Annotated in this window: 14 protein-coding genes; 3 read left to right on the plus strand and 11 right to left on the minus strand. The window is 73.4% G+C overall.

The window, feature by feature from the left end; genetic code table 11:
* Positions 1-101: 101 nt before the first annotated feature.
* Positions 102-284: a membrane protein gene (locus ACFYZ3_RS05500; protein WP_003977275.1), complete on the minus strand. Its 183-nt coding sequence runs from the start codon at positions 282-284 to the stop codon at positions 102-104.
* 602 nt (positions 285-886) lie between these two features.
* On the opposite strand from ACFYZ3_RS05500, the gene ACFYZ3_RS05505 reads away from it, so the two are divergent.
* On the plus strand, positions 887-2,323 hold the full coding sequence (locus ACFYZ3_RS05505) for a protein kinase (protein ID WP_388514172.1): 1,437 nt from the start codon (positions 887-889) through the stop codon (positions 2,321-2,323).
* A 14-nt stretch (positions 2,324-2,337) separates the two neighbouring features.
* On the opposite strand, the gene ACFYZ3_RS05510 is transcribed toward ACFYZ3_RS05505, so the two are convergent.
* The 9 genes from ACFYZ3_RS05510 to ACFYZ3_RS05550 all read right to left on the minus strand — a co-directional run bounded on the left by ACFYZ3_RS05510 (position 2,338) and on the right by ACFYZ3_RS05550 (position 14,495).
* Positions 2,338-3,156 carry a TrmH family RNA methyltransferase gene (locus ACFYZ3_RS05510; RefSeq protein WP_388514174.1) on the minus strand — a complete coding sequence of 273 codons (819 nt, stop codon included), beginning with the start codon at positions 3,154-3,156 and terminating at the stop codon, positions 2,338-2,340.
* Between the two features lies 1 nt (position 3,157).
* Positions 3,158-4,390, minus strand: coding sequence for a uroporphyrinogen-III C-methyltransferase (gene cobA, locus ACFYZ3_RS05515; RefSeq protein WP_388514176.1), 1,233 nt, complete (start codon positions 4,388-4,390; stop codon positions 3,158-3,160).
* Between the two features lie 188 nt (positions 4,391-4,578).
* Positions 4,579-8,238, minus strand: a complete 3,660-nt coding sequence (cobT, locus tag ACFYZ3_RS05520) for a nicotinate-nucleotide--dimethylbenzimidazole phosphoribosyltransferase (RefSeq protein ID WP_388514178.1) — start codon at positions 8,236-8,238, stop codon at positions 4,579-4,581.
* Between the two features lie 372 nt (positions 8,239-8,610).
* A complete protein-coding gene (cbiE, locus tag ACFYZ3_RS05525; RefSeq protein ID WP_388514180.1) occupies positions 8,611-9,837 on the minus strand; it encodes a precorrin-6y C5,15-methyltransferase (decarboxylating) subunit CbiE in 1,227 nt (408 codons plus the stop codon).
* Positions 9,838-9,955: 118 nt separating this feature from the next.
* Positions 9,956-10,594 carry a GNAT family N-acetyltransferase gene (locus tag ACFYZ3_RS05530; RefSeq protein WP_388514182.1) on the minus strand — a complete coding sequence of 213 codons (639 nt, stop codon included), beginning with the start codon at positions 10,592-10,594 and terminating at the stop codon, positions 9,956-9,958.
* Positions 10,595-10,729: 135 nt separating this feature from the next.
* Positions 10,730-11,554 (minus strand): MetQ/NlpA family ABC transporter substrate-binding protein, encoded by an 825-nt coding sequence (locus tag ACFYZ3_RS05535; protein ID WP_388514183.1) that lies wholly within the window; start codon positions 11,552-11,554, stop codon positions 10,730-10,732.
* A gap of 65 nt (positions 11,555-11,619) precedes the next feature.
* Positions 11,620-12,357 carry a methionine ABC transporter permease gene (locus ACFYZ3_RS05540; RefSeq protein ID WP_388514184.1) on the minus strand — a complete coding sequence of 246 codons (738 nt, stop codon included), beginning with the start codon at positions 12,355-12,357 and terminating at the stop codon, positions 11,620-11,622.
* On the minus strand, positions 12,354-13,418 hold the full coding sequence (locus ACFYZ3_RS05545) for a methionine ABC transporter ATP-binding protein (RefSeq protein ID WP_388514186.1): 1,065 nt from the start codon (positions 13,416-13,418) through the stop codon (positions 12,354-12,356). The genes ACFYZ3_RS05540 and ACFYZ3_RS05545 overlap by 4 nt, the downstream gene beginning before the upstream one ends.
* A gap of 426 nt (positions 13,419-13,844) precedes the next feature.
* Positions 13,845-14,495: an HAD family hydrolase gene (locus tag ACFYZ3_RS05550; RefSeq protein WP_388514188.1), complete on the minus strand. Its 651-nt coding sequence runs from the start codon at positions 14,493-14,495 to the stop codon at positions 13,845-13,847.
* A gap of 60 nt (positions 14,496-14,555) precedes the next feature.
* Here ACFYZ3_RS05550 and ACFYZ3_RS05555 point away from each other — a divergent pair, with 60 nt between their 5' ends.
* Positions 14,556-14,915, plus strand: coding sequence for a hypothetical protein (locus ACFYZ3_RS05555; RefSeq protein ID WP_361010706.1), 360 nt, complete (start codon positions 14,556-14,558; stop codon positions 14,913-14,915).
* 1 nt (position 14,916) lies between these two features.
* A complete protein-coding gene (locus tag ACFYZ3_RS05560; RefSeq protein ID WP_388514189.1) occupies positions 14,917-15,333 on the plus strand; it encodes a hypothetical protein in 417 nt (138 codons plus the stop codon).
* 68 nt (positions 15,334-15,401) lie between these two features.
* Here the strand turns inward: ACFYZ3_RS05560 and ACFYZ3_RS05565 are convergent, their stop codons facing one another.
* A complete protein-coding gene (locus ACFYZ3_RS05565; RefSeq protein ID WP_356866167.1) occupies positions 15,402-15,899 on the minus strand; it encodes a GNAT family N-acetyltransferase in 498 nt (165 codons plus the stop codon).
* Positions 15,900-15,951: the final 52 nt, after the last annotated feature.

Consider the following 15,951-nt stretch of genomic DNA (forward strand, 5'->3'; position numbering starts at 1 on the left):
AGCTGCGCCGGCATTTTGCCGTCCGCCGCACCCCCGTCCCCACGGGGTTTCATGGATGGATGTCCCCGCCCGGACCGCTCTTCCGGGCCTGGGGTCGCCGCTCAGCGCCCCAGCACCACACCCACGGACGACGCCTGTGTGGCCACTGTCTCCCACCCGTCGAAGACGAGGAGGAGCAGGACCGCCAGGGGCAGGGCCATGAGCGTCGCCACCGCGGGGTGGCGACGGCCCTGACGGCGGTTTTCCCGTGTGCGGACCAGTGTCCGCGGAACCGTCTGGGCCATGGTCCCTCTCCTGACCGTTCGTTGAGTCTTTCGCGTTGTCTTGTTGCAGCGGCGGGTGTCTGACCTCGGGGGACGAGTGCTGCACCCGCCGCTTGACCTCAAATCTATGCGTCGGGCGATCGCCGGACGTCATGCCCTCGTACCGATTGCCGGGCCTCCCGGAGGATGAGCCGTCACCGGCCGACTACTCCCCTGGGTGGAGACCGCCTCCCTGGTCTCGGGGTCTTCCCGGACGGGGTGCCCACCGTGTCCCGGTATCTCCGGGCTGTCCGGTGACTTCCCTCACTCCGGCCGCCTCCCCGCGCACCTCCGCCCCCGCCCCGGGCCGCACCCCGTCCGGCGTCACACCGCAGGTGCGCGGCCGCTCCCCGCCACCCCTGGCCCTCCCCGTCCGGCCCTCCTCGCCCACCCCAATCCCCCGGCCGCTGCGACGGGTTGGGATCACGGGCGGAGCGGGACCGGCCGGGCCGCGCAGGTGCTGACCGCCTCTCAACTCTCGCGCCGGGCACTGACAATCCGTTGTCGCGAGAGGGCGCGGCCTCTGCGCGCGGGCGGCCGTGGAAACGTAAGCTGTGCCACGTCACAGGGACCGGGCAGCGGGGATGAACATGGCGATGATGCGCCTGAGGCGCGAGGACCCGCGCGTCGTCGGCTCGTTCAGGCTTCACAGGCGGCTCGGCGCGGGTGGAATGGGCGTGGTCTACCTGGGCTCCGACAAGAAGGGGCAGCGGGTCGCGCTGAAGGTCATCCGGCCGGACCTGGCGGAGGACCAGGAGTTCCGGTCGCGGTTCGCCCGTGAGGTCTCGGCGGCCCGGCGCATCCGGGGCGGCTGCACCGCCCGGCTGGTCGCCGCGGACCTGGAGGCGGACCGCCCCTGGTTCGCCACGCAGTACGTGCCCGGCCCCTCCCTGCACGACAAGGTCGTCGACGGGGGTCCGCTCGTCGCGGCCGACGTCGCGGCCGTGGGCGCCGCGCTCTCCGAGGGGCTGGTCGCGGTGCACGAGGCCGGGGTGGTGCACCGGGACCTGAAGCCGTCCAACATCCTGCTGTCCCCGAAGGGGCCGCGGATCATCGACTTCGGCATCGCCTGGGCCACCGGTGCCTCCACACTCACGCACGTCGGGACGGCGGTCGGCTCCCCCGGCTTCCTCGCGCCGGAGCAGGTGCGCGGGGCCGCGGTCACCCCGGCCACGGACGTGTTCTCGCTCGGTGCCACGCTGGCGTACGCGTCGATGGGCGACTCGCCCTTCGGGCACGGCAGTTCCGAGGTGATGCTGTACCGCGTGGTGCACGAGGAGGCCCAGCTGCACGGGGTCCCGGACGCGCTCGCCCCGCTGGTGCGGGCGTGCCTGGCCAAGGACCCCGAGGAACGCCCCAGCACCCTGCAACTGTCGCTGCGGCTCAAGGAGATCGCCGCCCGTGAGGCCCAGGGCATGGCCGACGTCCGGCCGCCCGCGCCGCGCAGTGGTGAGGCGGACGTGCCCACGGGGCGGCTCGCCGACACCTACCCGGAGCGTGCCCAGCGGCGTCCGCAGGGCCGGCCTGGCCCGCAGGGCACGCCCGCTCCGCGCGGCACGTCGGGGTCGCGGGGGTCCGGGACCCGGGGTTCCGCCCCGTCGCGGGGCGGCGCGCCCTCGCGTGGCGGGACGCCCTCGCGCGGTGGCACGCCGTCCCGCGGTGGTGGTGCGGGGGCGCGGTCCGGGTCCCGGCCCACGCCCTCCTCCCGCGACACGACCGGCCGGAACTCCTCCCGCAACGACGGTGGCCGGTCCGCACCGCGCAGCGGCCCCGGCCGTACGGCGCCCAGGACGACGGGGACCCGCTGGCGGCGGCCCGCCAATCCTCGGCTGCTGCGGCAGCGTCTGTTCGTGTTCGTGGTCGTGACGCTGCTGGTCGCGCTGGGTATCGCCGCCGCACAGGGCTGCCAGGGGCCCGCGCGCGGGCTCGGCGACGAACGGGGCGGCGGCGTGCGGGCGACGCAGCAGGAGCGGGTGGACCCGCCGGGCGGCCCCGCGGTGTCGCGGACCCCGGGGCGCTGAGGGCCGGGCAGGCCCTACGCCGAAGGGCGTCCCGCCGTCACCGCGTAGAAGGCGACCGCGGCGGCCGCGCCCACGTTGAGGGAGTCGACGCCGTGGGACATCGGGATGCGCACCCACGTGTCGGACGCCGCCAGGGCCCGCCGGGACAGGCCGGTGCCCTCGGCGCCCAGCATGAGGGCCACCCGGTCCATGCGGTGCGGGGCGACCGCGTCGAGGGGCTCGGCCCGCTCGTCGGGGGTGAGGGCGAGGAGCGTGAAGCCCGCCTCACCGACCGTCGCCAGACCGGCCGGCCAGGTGTCGAGGCGGGCGTACGGGACGGAGAAGACCGCGCCCATCGAGACCTTGACGCTGCGCCGGTACAGGGGGTCCGCGCAGTCCGGGGAGAGCAGGACCGCGTCCATGCCGAGCGCGGCGGCGGAGCGGAAGATCGCCCCGATGTTGGTGTGGTCGTTGACGGACTCCATGACGACGACACGGCGAGCGGTCGTCAGGAGACCGGCGGCCGTGTGCAGCGGCTTGCGCTGCATCGAGGCGAGCGCGCCGCGGTGCACGTGGTAGCCGGTGACCCGTTCGGCGAGCGCCGGGTCGACGACGTACACCGGGGCGGGCGCCTCGTCGATGATGTCGCGCATGGTGTCGACCCACTTGGCGGACAGCAGCATCGAGCGCATCGCGTAGCCCGCCTCGCCGGCCCGCCGGACGACCTTCTCGCCCTCGGCGATGAACAGGCCCTCGGCGGGTTCTCGACGGCGGCGCAGCTCGACGTCGGTCAGGCCCGTGTAGTCGTGCAGGCGCGGGTCGTCGGGATCGTCGATCGTGATGAGCTCGCCCACGTCAGACCGTCCCGTGCGGACCGACGGCGACGACCTCGCCGACGACGATGACGGCGGGCGGCCTGACCTCCTCGGCGACGGCCACCTCGCCCACGGTGGCGAGGGTCGCGTCCACCCGGCGCTGGGCGGCCGTGGTGCCCTCCTGGACGAGGGCGACCGGGGTGTCGGGGGACTTGCCGTGCGCGATCAGGGTCCCGGCGATCTTGCCGATCTTGTCGACGCCCATGAGGATCACAAGCGTGCCGGTCAGCTTGGCCAGGGACGGCCAGTCGACCAGGGAACGCGCGTCGTCGGGGGCGACGTGCCCGCTGACCACGGTGAACTCGTGGGCGACGCCCCGGTGGGTGACCGGGATGCCGGCCGCGCCGGGGACCGAGATGGTGCTGGAGATGCCGGGGACGACGGTGCACGCGATACCCGCCTCGGCCAGCGCCTGCGCCTCCTCCATGCCCCGGCCGAAGACGAACGGGTCGCCGCCCTTCAGCCGTACGACCGACTTGCCCTGCTTGGCGTGCTCGATCAGGGCGTTGTTGATGGCCTCCTGGGCCATGAAGCGGCCGTACGGGATCTTGGCCGCGTCGATGACCTCGACGTGCGGCGGCAGCTCGGCGAGCAGGTCGCGGGGGCCGAGCCGGTCGGCGATGACGACGTCGGCCTCGGCGAGCAGGCGCCGCCCGCGGACGGTGATCAGGTCGGGGTCGCCGGGGCCGCCGCCGACCAGGGCGACGCCGGGTGTGCGGGTGCGCCGGTGCGGGGCGACGAGGGTGCCGTCGCGCAGGCCCTCCACCACGGCGTCGCGGATGGCGGCGGTGTGGCGGGGGTCGCGGTGGCGCGCGTCGGTGGTGAGCACGGCGACGGTGACGCCCTCGCTGTGTCCGGTCGCCGGGGTCCAGGCCGTGGCCAGGTCGGCATCGTCGGAGCGGACGCACCACACGCGGTGCCGCTCGGCCTCGGCGGAGGCGGCGTTGTTGGCCGCGGTGTCGCTGGTGGCGATCAGGGCGTACCAGGCGTCCGCGAGGTCCCCCTCCGCGTAGGGGCGCTTCTCCCAGGTGATCTCACCCGCGTCCGCCATGGCCTCGACGGACGGGGTCGCCTCCGGGGAGAGGAGGCGGATGTCGGCGCCGGCCGCGATCAGGGCGGGCAGGCGGCGCTGGGCGACCTGTCCGCCGCCGAGGACGACCACGCGACGGCCGGTGAGGCGGAGGCCTACGGGGTAGGCGGGGTGTTCGGCCATGAGGGGACGGCTCCTCTTGCGGCGGTGGCGCTGACGTGCGGATTTTACGGCGGGGTGGCCGGTGGGGCCCACGTGGTCCGGTGATTGGACCACTGGCCCAGTGATGGACTCCGTCGCCGGACGGGCTGGAACGTGGCAGCCGACGCGGGGCCCGGCACCGTGGTTGCCGGCCCCGCGTCGTGCGACCGCTACTTCTCGGTCACCCCCGCCGAGTCGAACGTCGCCACCTCGTGCATGGCCCGCGCGGTGCTCTGCACCATCGGGAGCGCGAGCAGCGCGCCGGTTCCCTCGCCGAGGCGGAGGTCCAGGTCGACCAGCGGACGCAGGCCAAGCTTGTTGAGCGCGGCGACGTGGCCGGGCTCGGCGCTGCGGTGACCGGCGATGCAGGCCGCGAGGACCTCGGGGGCGATCGCGCGGGCCACCAGGGCGGCGGCACCGGCGCTGACGCCGTCCAGGATCACCGGGGTGCGCAGCGAGGCGCCGCCGAGCAGCAGACCGACCATGGCCGCGTGCTCGAAGCCGCCGATCGCCGCGAGCACGCCGATCGGGTCGGCCGGGTCCGGCTGGTGGAGTTCGAGGGCGCGGCGGACGACCTCGGTCTTGCGGGCCAGCGTCTCGTCGTTGATGCCGGTGCCGCGGCCGGTGACCTCGGCCGGGTCGGCGCCCGTGAAGACGGAGATGAGCGCGGCGGACGCGGTGGTGTTCGCGATGCCCATCTCGCCGGTGAGCAGCGCCTTGTTGCCGGCCGCCACCAGGTCGCGGGCGGTCTCGATGCCGACCTCGATGGCCTGCTTGGCCTCCTCGCGGGTCATCGCGGCGCCGGTGGTCATGTCGGAGGTGCCCGCGCGCACCTTGCGGGGCAGCAGGCCCGGTGTGGCGGGCAGGTCGGTGGCGACACCGACGTCCACGACGCACACCTCGGCGCCGACCTGGGTGGCGAAGGCGTTGCAGACCGCTCCCCCGCCCAGGAAGTTGGCCACCATCTGGGCGGTGACCTCCTGCGGCCAGGGGGTGACACCCTGGGCGTGCACACCGTGGTCACCGGCGAAGACGGCGACGGCCGCGGGCTCCGGGATGGGTGGCGGGCACTGCCGGGACAGTCCGGACAGCTGGGCGGAGATGATCTCCAGCATGCCGAGCGCGCCGGCCGGCTTGGTCATCCGCTTCTGCCGCTCCCACGCCTCGCCGAGCGCCTTGGCGTCCAGCGGGCGGATCTGCGCGACGGTCTCGGCGAGCAGGTCGTGCGGCGCCTCGCCGGGCAGGGCGCGCCGGCCGTACGTCTCCTCGTGCACCACCCAGGACAGCGGGCGGCGCTTGGACCAGCCTGCCTGCATCAGCTCGGGCTCGTCCGGGAACTCGTCGACGTACCCGACGCACAGGTACGCGACGATGTCGAGGTGTTCGGGCAGGCCGAGGGCGCGGACCATCTCGCGCTCGTCGAAGAAGCTGACCCAGCCGACGCCGAGGCCCTCGGCGCGGGCGGCGAGCCAGAGGTTCTCGACGGCGAGCGCGGAGGAGTACGGCGCCATCTGCGGCTGCGTGTGGCGGCCGAGGGTGTGCCGGCCGCCGCGGGTCGGGTCGGCGGTGACGACGATGTTGACCGGAGTGTCGAGGATGGCCTCGATCTTCAGTTCCTTGAACTGCTTGGCCCGGCCCTTGGGCAGCGACTTGGCGTAGGCCTCCCGCTGACGCGTCGCCAGTTCGTGCATGGCGCGACGGGTGTCGGCGGAGCGGATGACGACGAAGTCCCAGGGCTGCGAGTGACCGACGGAGGGCGCGGTGTGGGCGGCCTCCAGGACCCGGAGCAGTACCTCGTGCGGGATGGGGTCGCTGCGGAAGCCGTTGCGGATGTCGCGGCGCTCGCGCATGACCTTGAGTACGGCCGCGCGCTCGGCGTCGTCGTAGGCGGGGGCCGCGGGGCCGACGGGCTGCGGTGCTTCCGCGGCTCCTGCCGTACCCCCGTCGTGACCCCCGTCGTGCGGCGCTTCCTGGGGGGCGCGGGCCTCCTGGGACGCGGGCTCCGCGTCGGGCGCTTCCGTCGCCTCGGCGGCTTCAAGCACGTGGTCGTCCTCGCCGGCGCCCCGGGTGTCCAGGTCGTCGACGCTCTGGACGAGTTCGGGGTCGGCCTCGCGCGGCGCCGGTACCGCGGCGACGGCCTCCTCGGCCACCGGGTCCGCAGCGCCGGGCTCCGGTACGGGGGACGCCTCCGGCGGGACCAGGACTGCCTCGGGCGGGGTGGGCGCGAGGTGCGGGGTCGTGGGCACCTGCCCGCCGTCGACGGGCAGGAACTGGCCCACGGGCTGGGCGGGATGCGGTTCCTGGGCGACGGGGGCCGGTGCGGGCGCGGGCTCCCGCGCGCCGGTGGCGGACGCTTCCGCCCCTACGGGCTCCGCGGGGCCGTCGGCCACGACCACGGCCTCTTCCTGCTCCTGCTCCTGTTCCTCGTCCTGGTCTTGCTCCTGCCGCATGTTGGCGTCCATGAGGGACTGGGGTCCCTGGGCGGGCTGCGGCGCCGGCTGGACGTCCTGCTGCGGGTTCGGCGCTTCCTCGGGGACGGGCTGTGCCTCCGGGGGCGTCGGCTGCGCGGCCTCCACCTGGACCGGAGCGGGCTGCTCCGGAGCCGGAGCCGGAGCCGGGGACGGCTCGGGTTCGAGTTCTGCGGCCCCGGACACGGCCGCTTCGGACACGGCCGCTTCGGACACGGCCGCTTCGGGTGCCGACACCTCGGGCTCCGCGGCGGCCACGGGCGCGTCGGGTGCCTGGGCGTCTCCGTGTTCGGGCCCGGGTGCCTCGGGGGACGGCGCTTCCTGCGGCGCGGGCACCTCCGGGACGCCGTCGGCCACGGGGGGTTCGTCGAGTTCCTGCGGTGCTTCCGCGGGTACCTCCGCGGGGACTTCCGCCGGTGCTCCGTCGGGAGCCGCCTGCGCGGGGGCCTCCTGGGCCTCCGGAACCGCGAGCGCCTCCTCGGGCCCGGCGTTGTCCTCAGTCGCCGCACGAACGGGCTCGGTCACGGGGGTCACGGGCTCCGCGGGGACCGCCTCGGGCGCCGGTACGGCTTCCGCCGCGGGACCGACCGGTTGCTCCGCGTCGGTGTGCGCCGCCTCCGGTGCGGGCGCCTCCGGTGCGGGCGCCTCCGGTGCGGGCGCCTCCTGCGGTTCGCCGGGCTCCCCGGTGCCCGCGGGCGTCCCGCCGGTCGCCGCCACGGCCTCCGTGGCGACGCGGGTCACGAGTGCCTGGGCCGCGCCCACCGGCTCGGCCGGCTGCTGCTCCGGTACCGGAACAACCGTTTCCGCATGCCCCGCCCCGGCGTTCACCGGGACCTCCTGGGCCTGCGGCGCCGTCTGTGCTCCCCAGGGTGCCGCCGCCTGCGGAGTCGGTACGGCGGCCTGCGGCACGTCGAGGTACTCGGGCCCCGCGGTCGGCGGGCCGGGATGCCGTACCGGCGCGTCGGCGGGGCCGCGGTCGGCGAGGGAGCGGACCGGGCTGGCGGAGGTGTCCGGGATCGGCGGACCGAGGTGGAGGGGCCTGCGCGCCGGGACCGGGGCGGACGCGGGGTCCTGCGCCGGGTCGGGCAGGCGGACGCCGCCGAGGTCGACCGAGCCGCTGTCACGGCCGGACATCTCGTGCGGTCCGGGCTGGTGCACGGTCTCGACGACCGGCTCCGGCGCCGGCGGCGCGACCTCGTTGCCCCAGGCACTCTGGGCTCCCGGCAGCAACAACAGGTCCTCGTCCTCGGCGGTGGCCTCGGAGAGGTAGGTGTACGCGCCGGGTGCGGGGACGCCCGGCTGCTCCACCATGCCTGCGTTCTCCGGCAGCCCCTCGCCCGGGATCTGGCCGGTGTCGGTCATGCGTAACCCCTCGCCCATCGGTTAGTGCTTCTACGACCAGCTCACCCGGGACGGCGCACCGACCGCCCGTAGTGAAGAACGAGCGGGCGTGCCCAGCGGCACGAACGACCCGCGGGAAAAGACGACAAAGCCATTGAGTGCCATTGTCGCGGTCGTCCCCCCGCCACGACAGCTTGATCCGCGACGGCCCGCTGTGGACTGCGCCACGTTGCGCGTCCTCCGGTTCTGCCGTACCACACCCGCCCCCGAAGGTGCGGGTTTTTACGGACATCGGCTGACGAACTGCCGGGTGTCCGCATGCGGTACAACAATCCGCCAGCCTACCCCGCGCGGTATGAACAACCGATCACGGGGCGCCGTCCTCGTCGGTCCTCAGCGGGGTGCTTCGCGCCGCACGATCTCTCCGCTGAGCAGGAACGCGACGCTCCGCTCCGTCTCCGTCCAGGCCCGGGTGTCGAGTCCGACGGACTGCAGCAGGGCGCACTCGACGCGGTACCCGTGCTCCGTCAGGTCCCTGCCCACGAGTTCGGCCGCGTCGCGGGTCGCGGCGTGCGCGACGATGCGCTGCGGGCGGCGGTCGGCGACCGCGGAGACCACGGCCGCTCCCCCGCCGCCGACCCGGACGACGTCCGGTTCGGGGAGGTCCTCCAGGACGTGGGGGGCGTTGCCGTGCACGGTCTGGAGCTGGACGCCGAACTGCCGTGCGGTGGCCTCGGTGCGGGCGCAGGCGTCGGGGTCCCGGTCGACCGCGATGACGGCGGCGCCGGCACGGGCGGCCTCGGTGGCGAAGGCACCGCTGCCGCAGCCGATGTCCCACACGAGGTCGCCGAGGCGGGGCCCGAGCCGGGCGAGTTGGGCGGTGCGGAGCAGGTCGGCCTCGCCCTCGCCCAGTTCACCGCCGTACGCCGCGGCGGGCAGGGACCAGCCGCGCGGTCCCGTGGCGGGGTCGCGGCCGGCGATCCAGCCGGTGCCGTCGCCCGCGGTGGCCGGGCCGGTGCTGCCGCCGGCCACGATGACGACGTTCGGGTCGCGCCAGGTGTGGTCGGCGGCCTTGTCGGAGGTGACGACGGTGACGCGTTCGCGGGTGGTGCCGAGTTCCTCGCAGATGACGAAGGTGCGGTGGACGCCCTCCATCAGCAGGCCGAGCTCGGCCGGTCCGGCGCCCGGTGAGGTGAGGACCGCGACCTTGGCGTGGGCCCGGCACACGTTCACCGCGCGTCGCAGGGTGCGGGGGTGGGCGACGACCACCTGGGCGTCGTCCCAGGGCATCCCGGCGCGGGCGAAGGCGGCGGCCACGGAGGAGACGGCGGGGACGACCTCCACCTCCAGGCCGAACTCGGGGGCCCGCAGGGTGCGTACGACGCCGAAGAAGCCGGGGTCGCCGTCGGCCAGCACGACCGTCGTGCCGCGGTGCGCGGCGAGTCGGCGGGCGGCAAGGGCGACGCTGCCGAGGCGGATGCGTTCGGCGGCGGGCGGTACCTCGGGAAGTGCCAGGTGGTGGGCGGCGCCGGCCACCAGGGTGGCGGCGCCCAGTGCGGAGCGTGCCGCGGCGGTCAGCGGCGAACCGTCCCAGCCGATCACCGTGACCCGGTCGGCCATCGTCGTCAGTCTCCAGGGTTTTCGCAGGTCGTGGTCGCGGAACCGTCGCGGGCGCGCCCCGTGAGGGTACCTGGTGCGGCCTGGGTCCGGGGTGGTGGCGCCGGACGCCCCCCGTGTATCAGTTCCAGTCGGTGAAGGTGGTGAAACCGTCGGCGTCGGTCAGCTGTCCGGTGGCGCCCTCCAGGTCCTCCGGCAGCAGACTCCACACGATGAAGTCGGTGCGTACGTCCGTCCAGACGCCGTCGTCGGTGCGTACGCGGGCTATGCAGGCGCCGCGCAGCACGCCCTCGCTGATGCAGCCGATCTTCTGGGCGACCTGCTGGGAGGCGGTGTTGTCGGCCGCGGTGCGCAGCTCGACGCGTTCGAACTTCTGGTCGCCGAAGAGCCACTGGGCGGTGGCGAGCGCCGCCTCGGACGCGTACCCCTCACCCCGGGCCCAGGGGGCGACTATGTAGGAGAGTTCGGTGGAGCGTACGTGCCAGTTGGTCTTGGTCAGCTGGACGATGCCGACCAGTCGCTGGGTGAGGAACTCGGTGACGGCGAGGTCGAGTCCCCGGCCGGCGGTGCGCTCGGCGGGGGCGTACTCGCCGATCCAGGTGGCGGCGTTGTCCTCGGTGAAGGGCTGGGGGACGTGGGTCCAGGCGGCGACCTGCTCGTCGTTCATCATCGCGGCCAGCGCGGGGACGTCGTCCTCGTCGAGGGGGCGCAGCACCAACCGCTCCGTGCTGATGGAGATGTTGGGGAAGGTGCTCGTCATGCGCCGCTCCGTAACCTGTGTAACCGTCAGGGCCTGCTCGAACTGCCCAGCATGCAGCATGAAAGCACTCAACCACACCACCGGGTCCGCCCCCGTGTGCAGGGAGCGGACCCGGTGGGTGGCGCGGGGTTCGGCTCAGAAGGAGGGGAGCACGGACCCGGCGTAGTTGTCCTCGATGAACTTCTTCACCTCGGGCGAGGTGAGGAGCTTGGCGAGCTTCTTCACCCGCGGGTCGTCCTCCTGGCCCTCCTTGACGACGAGGAGGTTGACGTTCGGGTTGTTCTCGGCGGACTCCAGTACGAGGGCGTCCTTCGCGGGCTTGAGGTCCGCCTCCAGGGCGTAGTTGCCGTTGATGACGGCAGCGTCGACGTCGTTGAGGGAACGGGGGGTCTGGGCCGCCTCCAGCTCCTTGAACTCGAGGTTCTTCGGGTTCTTGGTGATGTCGGCGGTCGTCGCCGAGTTGCCGGCGCCGTCCTTGAGGGTGAGCAGCCCCTCCGAGGCCAGCAGCTGCAGGGCGCGGGCCTCCGTGACCGTGTCGTTGGGCAGGGCTATGGTCGCGCCGTTCTTCAGGTCACCGACCTTGTCGGCCTTCTTGGAGTAGAGGCCGAGGGGCTCCAGGTGCACCGAGGCGACGGACTTCAGGTGGGTGCCGTTCTTCTTGTTGAAGTCCGTGAGGTAGGGCTCGGTCTGGAAGTAGTTGGCGCCCACCGAGCCGTCCTCCGTCGCCGTGTTCGGCGTGACGTAGTCGGTGAACTCCTTGACCTCGAGGTCGAGGCCCTCCTTCTTCGCCAGGTTGTCCTTGACGTAGTTGAGGATCTCGGCGTGCGGGACGGGCGTCGCGGCGACGACCAGCGGTCCTGAGGTGTCGGAGGCGGAGTCCTCGGAGCCGCAGGCGGTCAGGCCCAGGGTGAGGGCTCCGGCGGCGAGGACGGCGGTGGTGAACTTGGCGGTGTTACGCACGAAAAGTGCCTTTCCTGAGGTGGTGCGGCCCCGCCCGGTACGGCGGGGAGTCTGTGGGGGCGCGGTCAGGCGACCTTGCCGACGTCGGCCGCGGCGGGCTCCTTGGCCCTGAGCAGCCGGAGCCTGGGGGCCGTTCCGCCGCGTCCGCCGCGGCGGTGCAGGGTGCGGGCCGCGTAGTCGCCGGCGAACTGGATGAGCGAGATGGCGACGGCCAGGAGCGCGACGGTGATCCACATGAAGTCGGGTTCGAAGCGCTGGTAGCCGTAGCGGACGGCGAGGTCGCCGAGGCCGCCGCCGCCGACGGTGCCGGCCATGGCGGAGTAGCCGATGAGGGCGATGACGGTGGTGGTGGTGCTGGCGATCAGCGACGGGAGCGCCTCGGGGACCAGCACCTTGCGGACGATGGTCCAGGTGTTGCCGCCCATGGACTGGACGGCCTCGACGAGCCCTCCGTCGACCTCGCGCACGGCGGTCTCGACGAGCCGTGCGAAGAACGGGATGCCGCCGATGGCGAGCGGCACGATCGCGGCCTCGCTGCCGATGGTGGTGCCGGTGACCCAGCGGGTGAAGCTCATCAGCGCGACCATGAGGATGATGAACGGCATCGAGCGGCCGATGTTCACGATCTGCCCGATGACCTTGTTGACCACGACGTTCTGCAGCAGGCCGCCCCGGTCGGTGAGGACGAGGAGCACGCCGAGCGGCAGACCGGCGACGACGGCGATCAGGGTGGACCAGCCGACCATGATCAGGGTTTCCCAGGAGGCCTGCTCCAGCAGCGGCTGCATCTGCGACCAGGTCACTTGGCACCTTCCTTCACCAGCGAAGCCGACTGGGCCGGTGTCGCCGGCGTCTCCGGCGTCTCGTTCACCACGTCGATCTGCAGACCCTGTTCGCGCAGGAAGCCGACGGGCACGACGTTGTCCTCGTAGCGGCCGGGCAGTTCGATGCGCATCCGGCCGATCTGGAGGCCGCCGACGGTGTCGATGGCGGCGCCCAGGATCGATATGTCGATGTTGTAGGTGCGCGACAGCTGGGAGATGACGGGCTGGGTGGCGGCCTCGCCGTGGAAGGTCACGTCGAGGACGGTGCGGTCGTCGCCGGTGGCGTCGCCGCCGACCGGGAAGAGCGCGGCCGCCAGTTCGGAGCCCGGGGTGGCGAGCAGTTCGCCGACCGTGCCGGACTCGACGACGCGGCCCCGGTCCATGAGGGCCGCCGAGTCGCAGATGCTCTTGACGACGTCCATCTCGTGGGTGATGAGGAGGACGGTCAGCCCGAGCTGCCGGTTCAGGTCGCGCAGCAGCTGGAGGATGGAGCGGGTGGTCTCCGGGTCGAGGGCGCTGGTGGCCTCGTCGGAGAGGAGGACCTTGGGGTCGCCGGCCAGGGCGCGGGCGATGCCGACGCGCTGCTTCTGGCCGCCGGAGAGCTGGGCGGGGTAGGCACCCGCCTTGTCGGCGAGACCGACGAGGTCGAGCAGCTCCAGCGCCTTGCGGGAACGTTCCTTCCCGGACTTGCCGAGGATCTCCAGCGGCAGTTCGACGTTGTCCTGGACGGTCCGCGAGGAGAGCAGGTTGAAGTGCTGGAAGACCATGCCGATGCGGCTGCGCGCCTGCCGCAGTTCCCGGCCCGCGCGGGGGCCGCGGCCGGCCAGCGCGGTGAGGTCCTGCCCGGCGACGGTGACCGTGCCGGCGGTGGGGCGCTCCAGGAGGTTGACGCAGCGGATGAGCGAGGACTTGCCGGCGCCGGACTGGCCGATGACGCCGTACACCTCGCCCTCGCGGACGTGCAGGTCGACGCCGTCCAGGGCGGTGACCTCGCGGCCGCGTGAACGATAGACCTTGGTGAGGCCCGATGTGGTGATCACGTGGGTTTCCGTCACTGTCGAGTGCGCGGCGCGGTGGTGTGCGCCGGGCACGGGGCGGTGTTCTTCGGGTTCTTGGGCCCTTCGGAACGCGGCACGGTTCTCGCGGTGGCGGTGCGCCATGGCGGTGGGACCGGGGAGAAACGTGTGCGCGGGGGCGTGGCTCGGCCGCGTGCGCGTCGGGCGCGGGCGGACAGGCGCGGGCGCTCGCTTCGGGGCGCGAGGCTCAGGTGGTGCGGGGGCCCTCTAGAAGGCGCACATTCGAAGGCACATACAACGAGCACCGGGCGTCGTGGTCGCCTCGGTCGCAGGGGTGCGGTCGCTCGTGGTGCTCATGCGGATCAGTAAAGCAGACCTACGGCCCTGTCCGGAGACCGCTGTCCGGATACTGGACAGCGGTGGACGGTGGGTGGTCGCGGACGGCGCGGATCAGCCCCGGACGGTGATCTCGACTCCGTCCTCGGTGGCCAGTGCCGACAAGGCCGAGAGGTCGGTGACGACGAGGTCGGCGTCGAGTTCGTCGGCCCGGTGGGTTGTGGCCAACGCCACGGTCCGCATGCCGGCGGCGCGGCCGGCCTGGAGCCCGGCGGGGGCGTCCTCGAAGACGACGCAGTCGGCCGGGTCGACGCCCAAGGCGCGGGCGCCGAGCAGGTAGGGCTCGGGGTCGGGCTTGCCGCGGGTGATGTCGTCGGCGGCGATCAGAGTCTTGGGGAGGATGCCGACGGCGTCGAGGCGGGCCTCGGCGAGGCGCCGGGTGGCAGAGGTGACGACGGCCCAGCGGTCTGCCGGGAGCGCGTCGAGGAAGTTGCGGGTGCCGGGCAGCAGGCGCACGCCCCCGCCCGGCACGTCCTCGACCTCCAGCTGTTCGATCCGCGCGACCGCCTCGGCGACCCTCGCGGTGGGCAGCAGGTCGGCGGCTATCTCGGCGGCCGGCCGGCCGTGCAGTTCCACCTGCCCGAACCGCTCGGCGGTGATCCCGTACTCGACGGCCCAGCGCGTCCAGCAGCGGCGCACGGATTCCAGGGAGGAGACGAGGGTGCCGTCGTTGTCGAACAGGAGGGCCTGTGCGTGGAGCTTCATGCCCCCGACCCTACGGGGCCGGGGACCGCGGCCCTTTTCAGCCGTAATAGGCTCGCTGCCATGCTTGACGTCCTGACGCTGGTGACCGGCGTCGCCGCACTGCTGCTGGCCGCCTGGTGCGGCTGGGCCGCCTATCGCGACCAGCCGACGAAGGACTGGCACTTCATCGGCATGGCCGCGGTCTCGGCGCTGGCGCTGATCCAGCTGGTGGTCGGCATCGTGCAGCTGGCGCGGGGCGAGGAACCGGAGCAGGGCACGACGATCTTCGTGGCGTATCTGCTGGGTGCCTTCGCCTGTGTGCCGGCGGCGGGGTTCATGTCGCTGGCCGAGCGCACCCGCTGGGGTTCGGTGACGGTCGCGGCCGGCGGTGTCGTCCTCGCCGTCCTCGAGGTGCGGCTGTTCGACATCTGGGGAGGCTGACGTGGTGGCCACGGAGGAGAAGCGGGCCGGGCAGCGGCTGATCGGCGGGCCCGGCATCCTGCTGGTGTGGCTGTACGGCGTGATGGTCGTCGGCGCGGTGTCGCGGTCCGCGTACCAGATCGCGACGGACTTCGACCGGGCCCCGCTCGCCTACTCGCTGTCGGCTCTCGCGGGCGTCGTCTACGGATTCATCACGTACACCCTGGTGCGCGGCGGCGAGACGGCCCGCAAAGCCGCGCAGGTGTGCTGCGCCGCCGAGTTGGCGGGCGTGCTGACCGTCGGCACCTGGACACTGGTGGAGCCGTCCGCCTTCGCCGACACGACCGTGTGGTCGGACTACGGGATGGGGTACCTCTTCATTCCGGTGCTGCTGCCGCTGTCGGCCCTGTACTGGCTGCGCCGGGCCCGCACCGCGTAGCGGTCGCGGGGCCCGGCGGTCGCCGGGCGGTCGCCCTCGGGCCGCGGTGCCCTCGGGCCGTGGTGCCCTCAGGCCGTGGTCGCGTACGTCCCGGCCGGCTTCTCCAGGACGATCATGGGTACGCCGTCGGCACCCTCGGCGGTCCCGACCGTCTCGTAGCCGACCCGGCGGTACAGCCGCAGGTTGCTCTCGCTGCGGTGCCCGGTGTGCAGCCGGAACCGCTTGGCACCGCGCTCCCCGCCCAGGGTGGACTCGGCGGCCCGCAGCAGCCGGGCACCGATGCCGTGTCCCTGGAGGCGGGGGTGGACGCAGAGCTTGCCGATGGACGCCGCCCCGTCCTCGGTCACCCGCCCCCGCACCGAGCCGACGACCTCGTCGCCGAGCCGCGCCACGAAGACGCAGTCGGCGGCGACCTCCTGGCGCACGGAGTCCAGGGTCTGGACGAGCGGGTCGATGCGGTAGTTGGCGTACAGCGCCGCCTCGCTCTGGAAGCAGAGGTACTGCAGCCGGAAGATCTGCTCGGCATCCTGTTCGGTCGCCGCCGAGATGGTCACGCTCATGCCCATGTGCGCATGCCTCCCGCTCACCTGATCACCTGTGGTCCCCCACTCCTATCCC

It is taken from the genome of Streptomyces sp. NPDC001599, from assembly GCF_042893535.1.
Classification (GTDB): Bacteria; Actinomycetota; Actinomycetes; order Streptomycetales; family Streptomycetaceae; genus Streptomyces.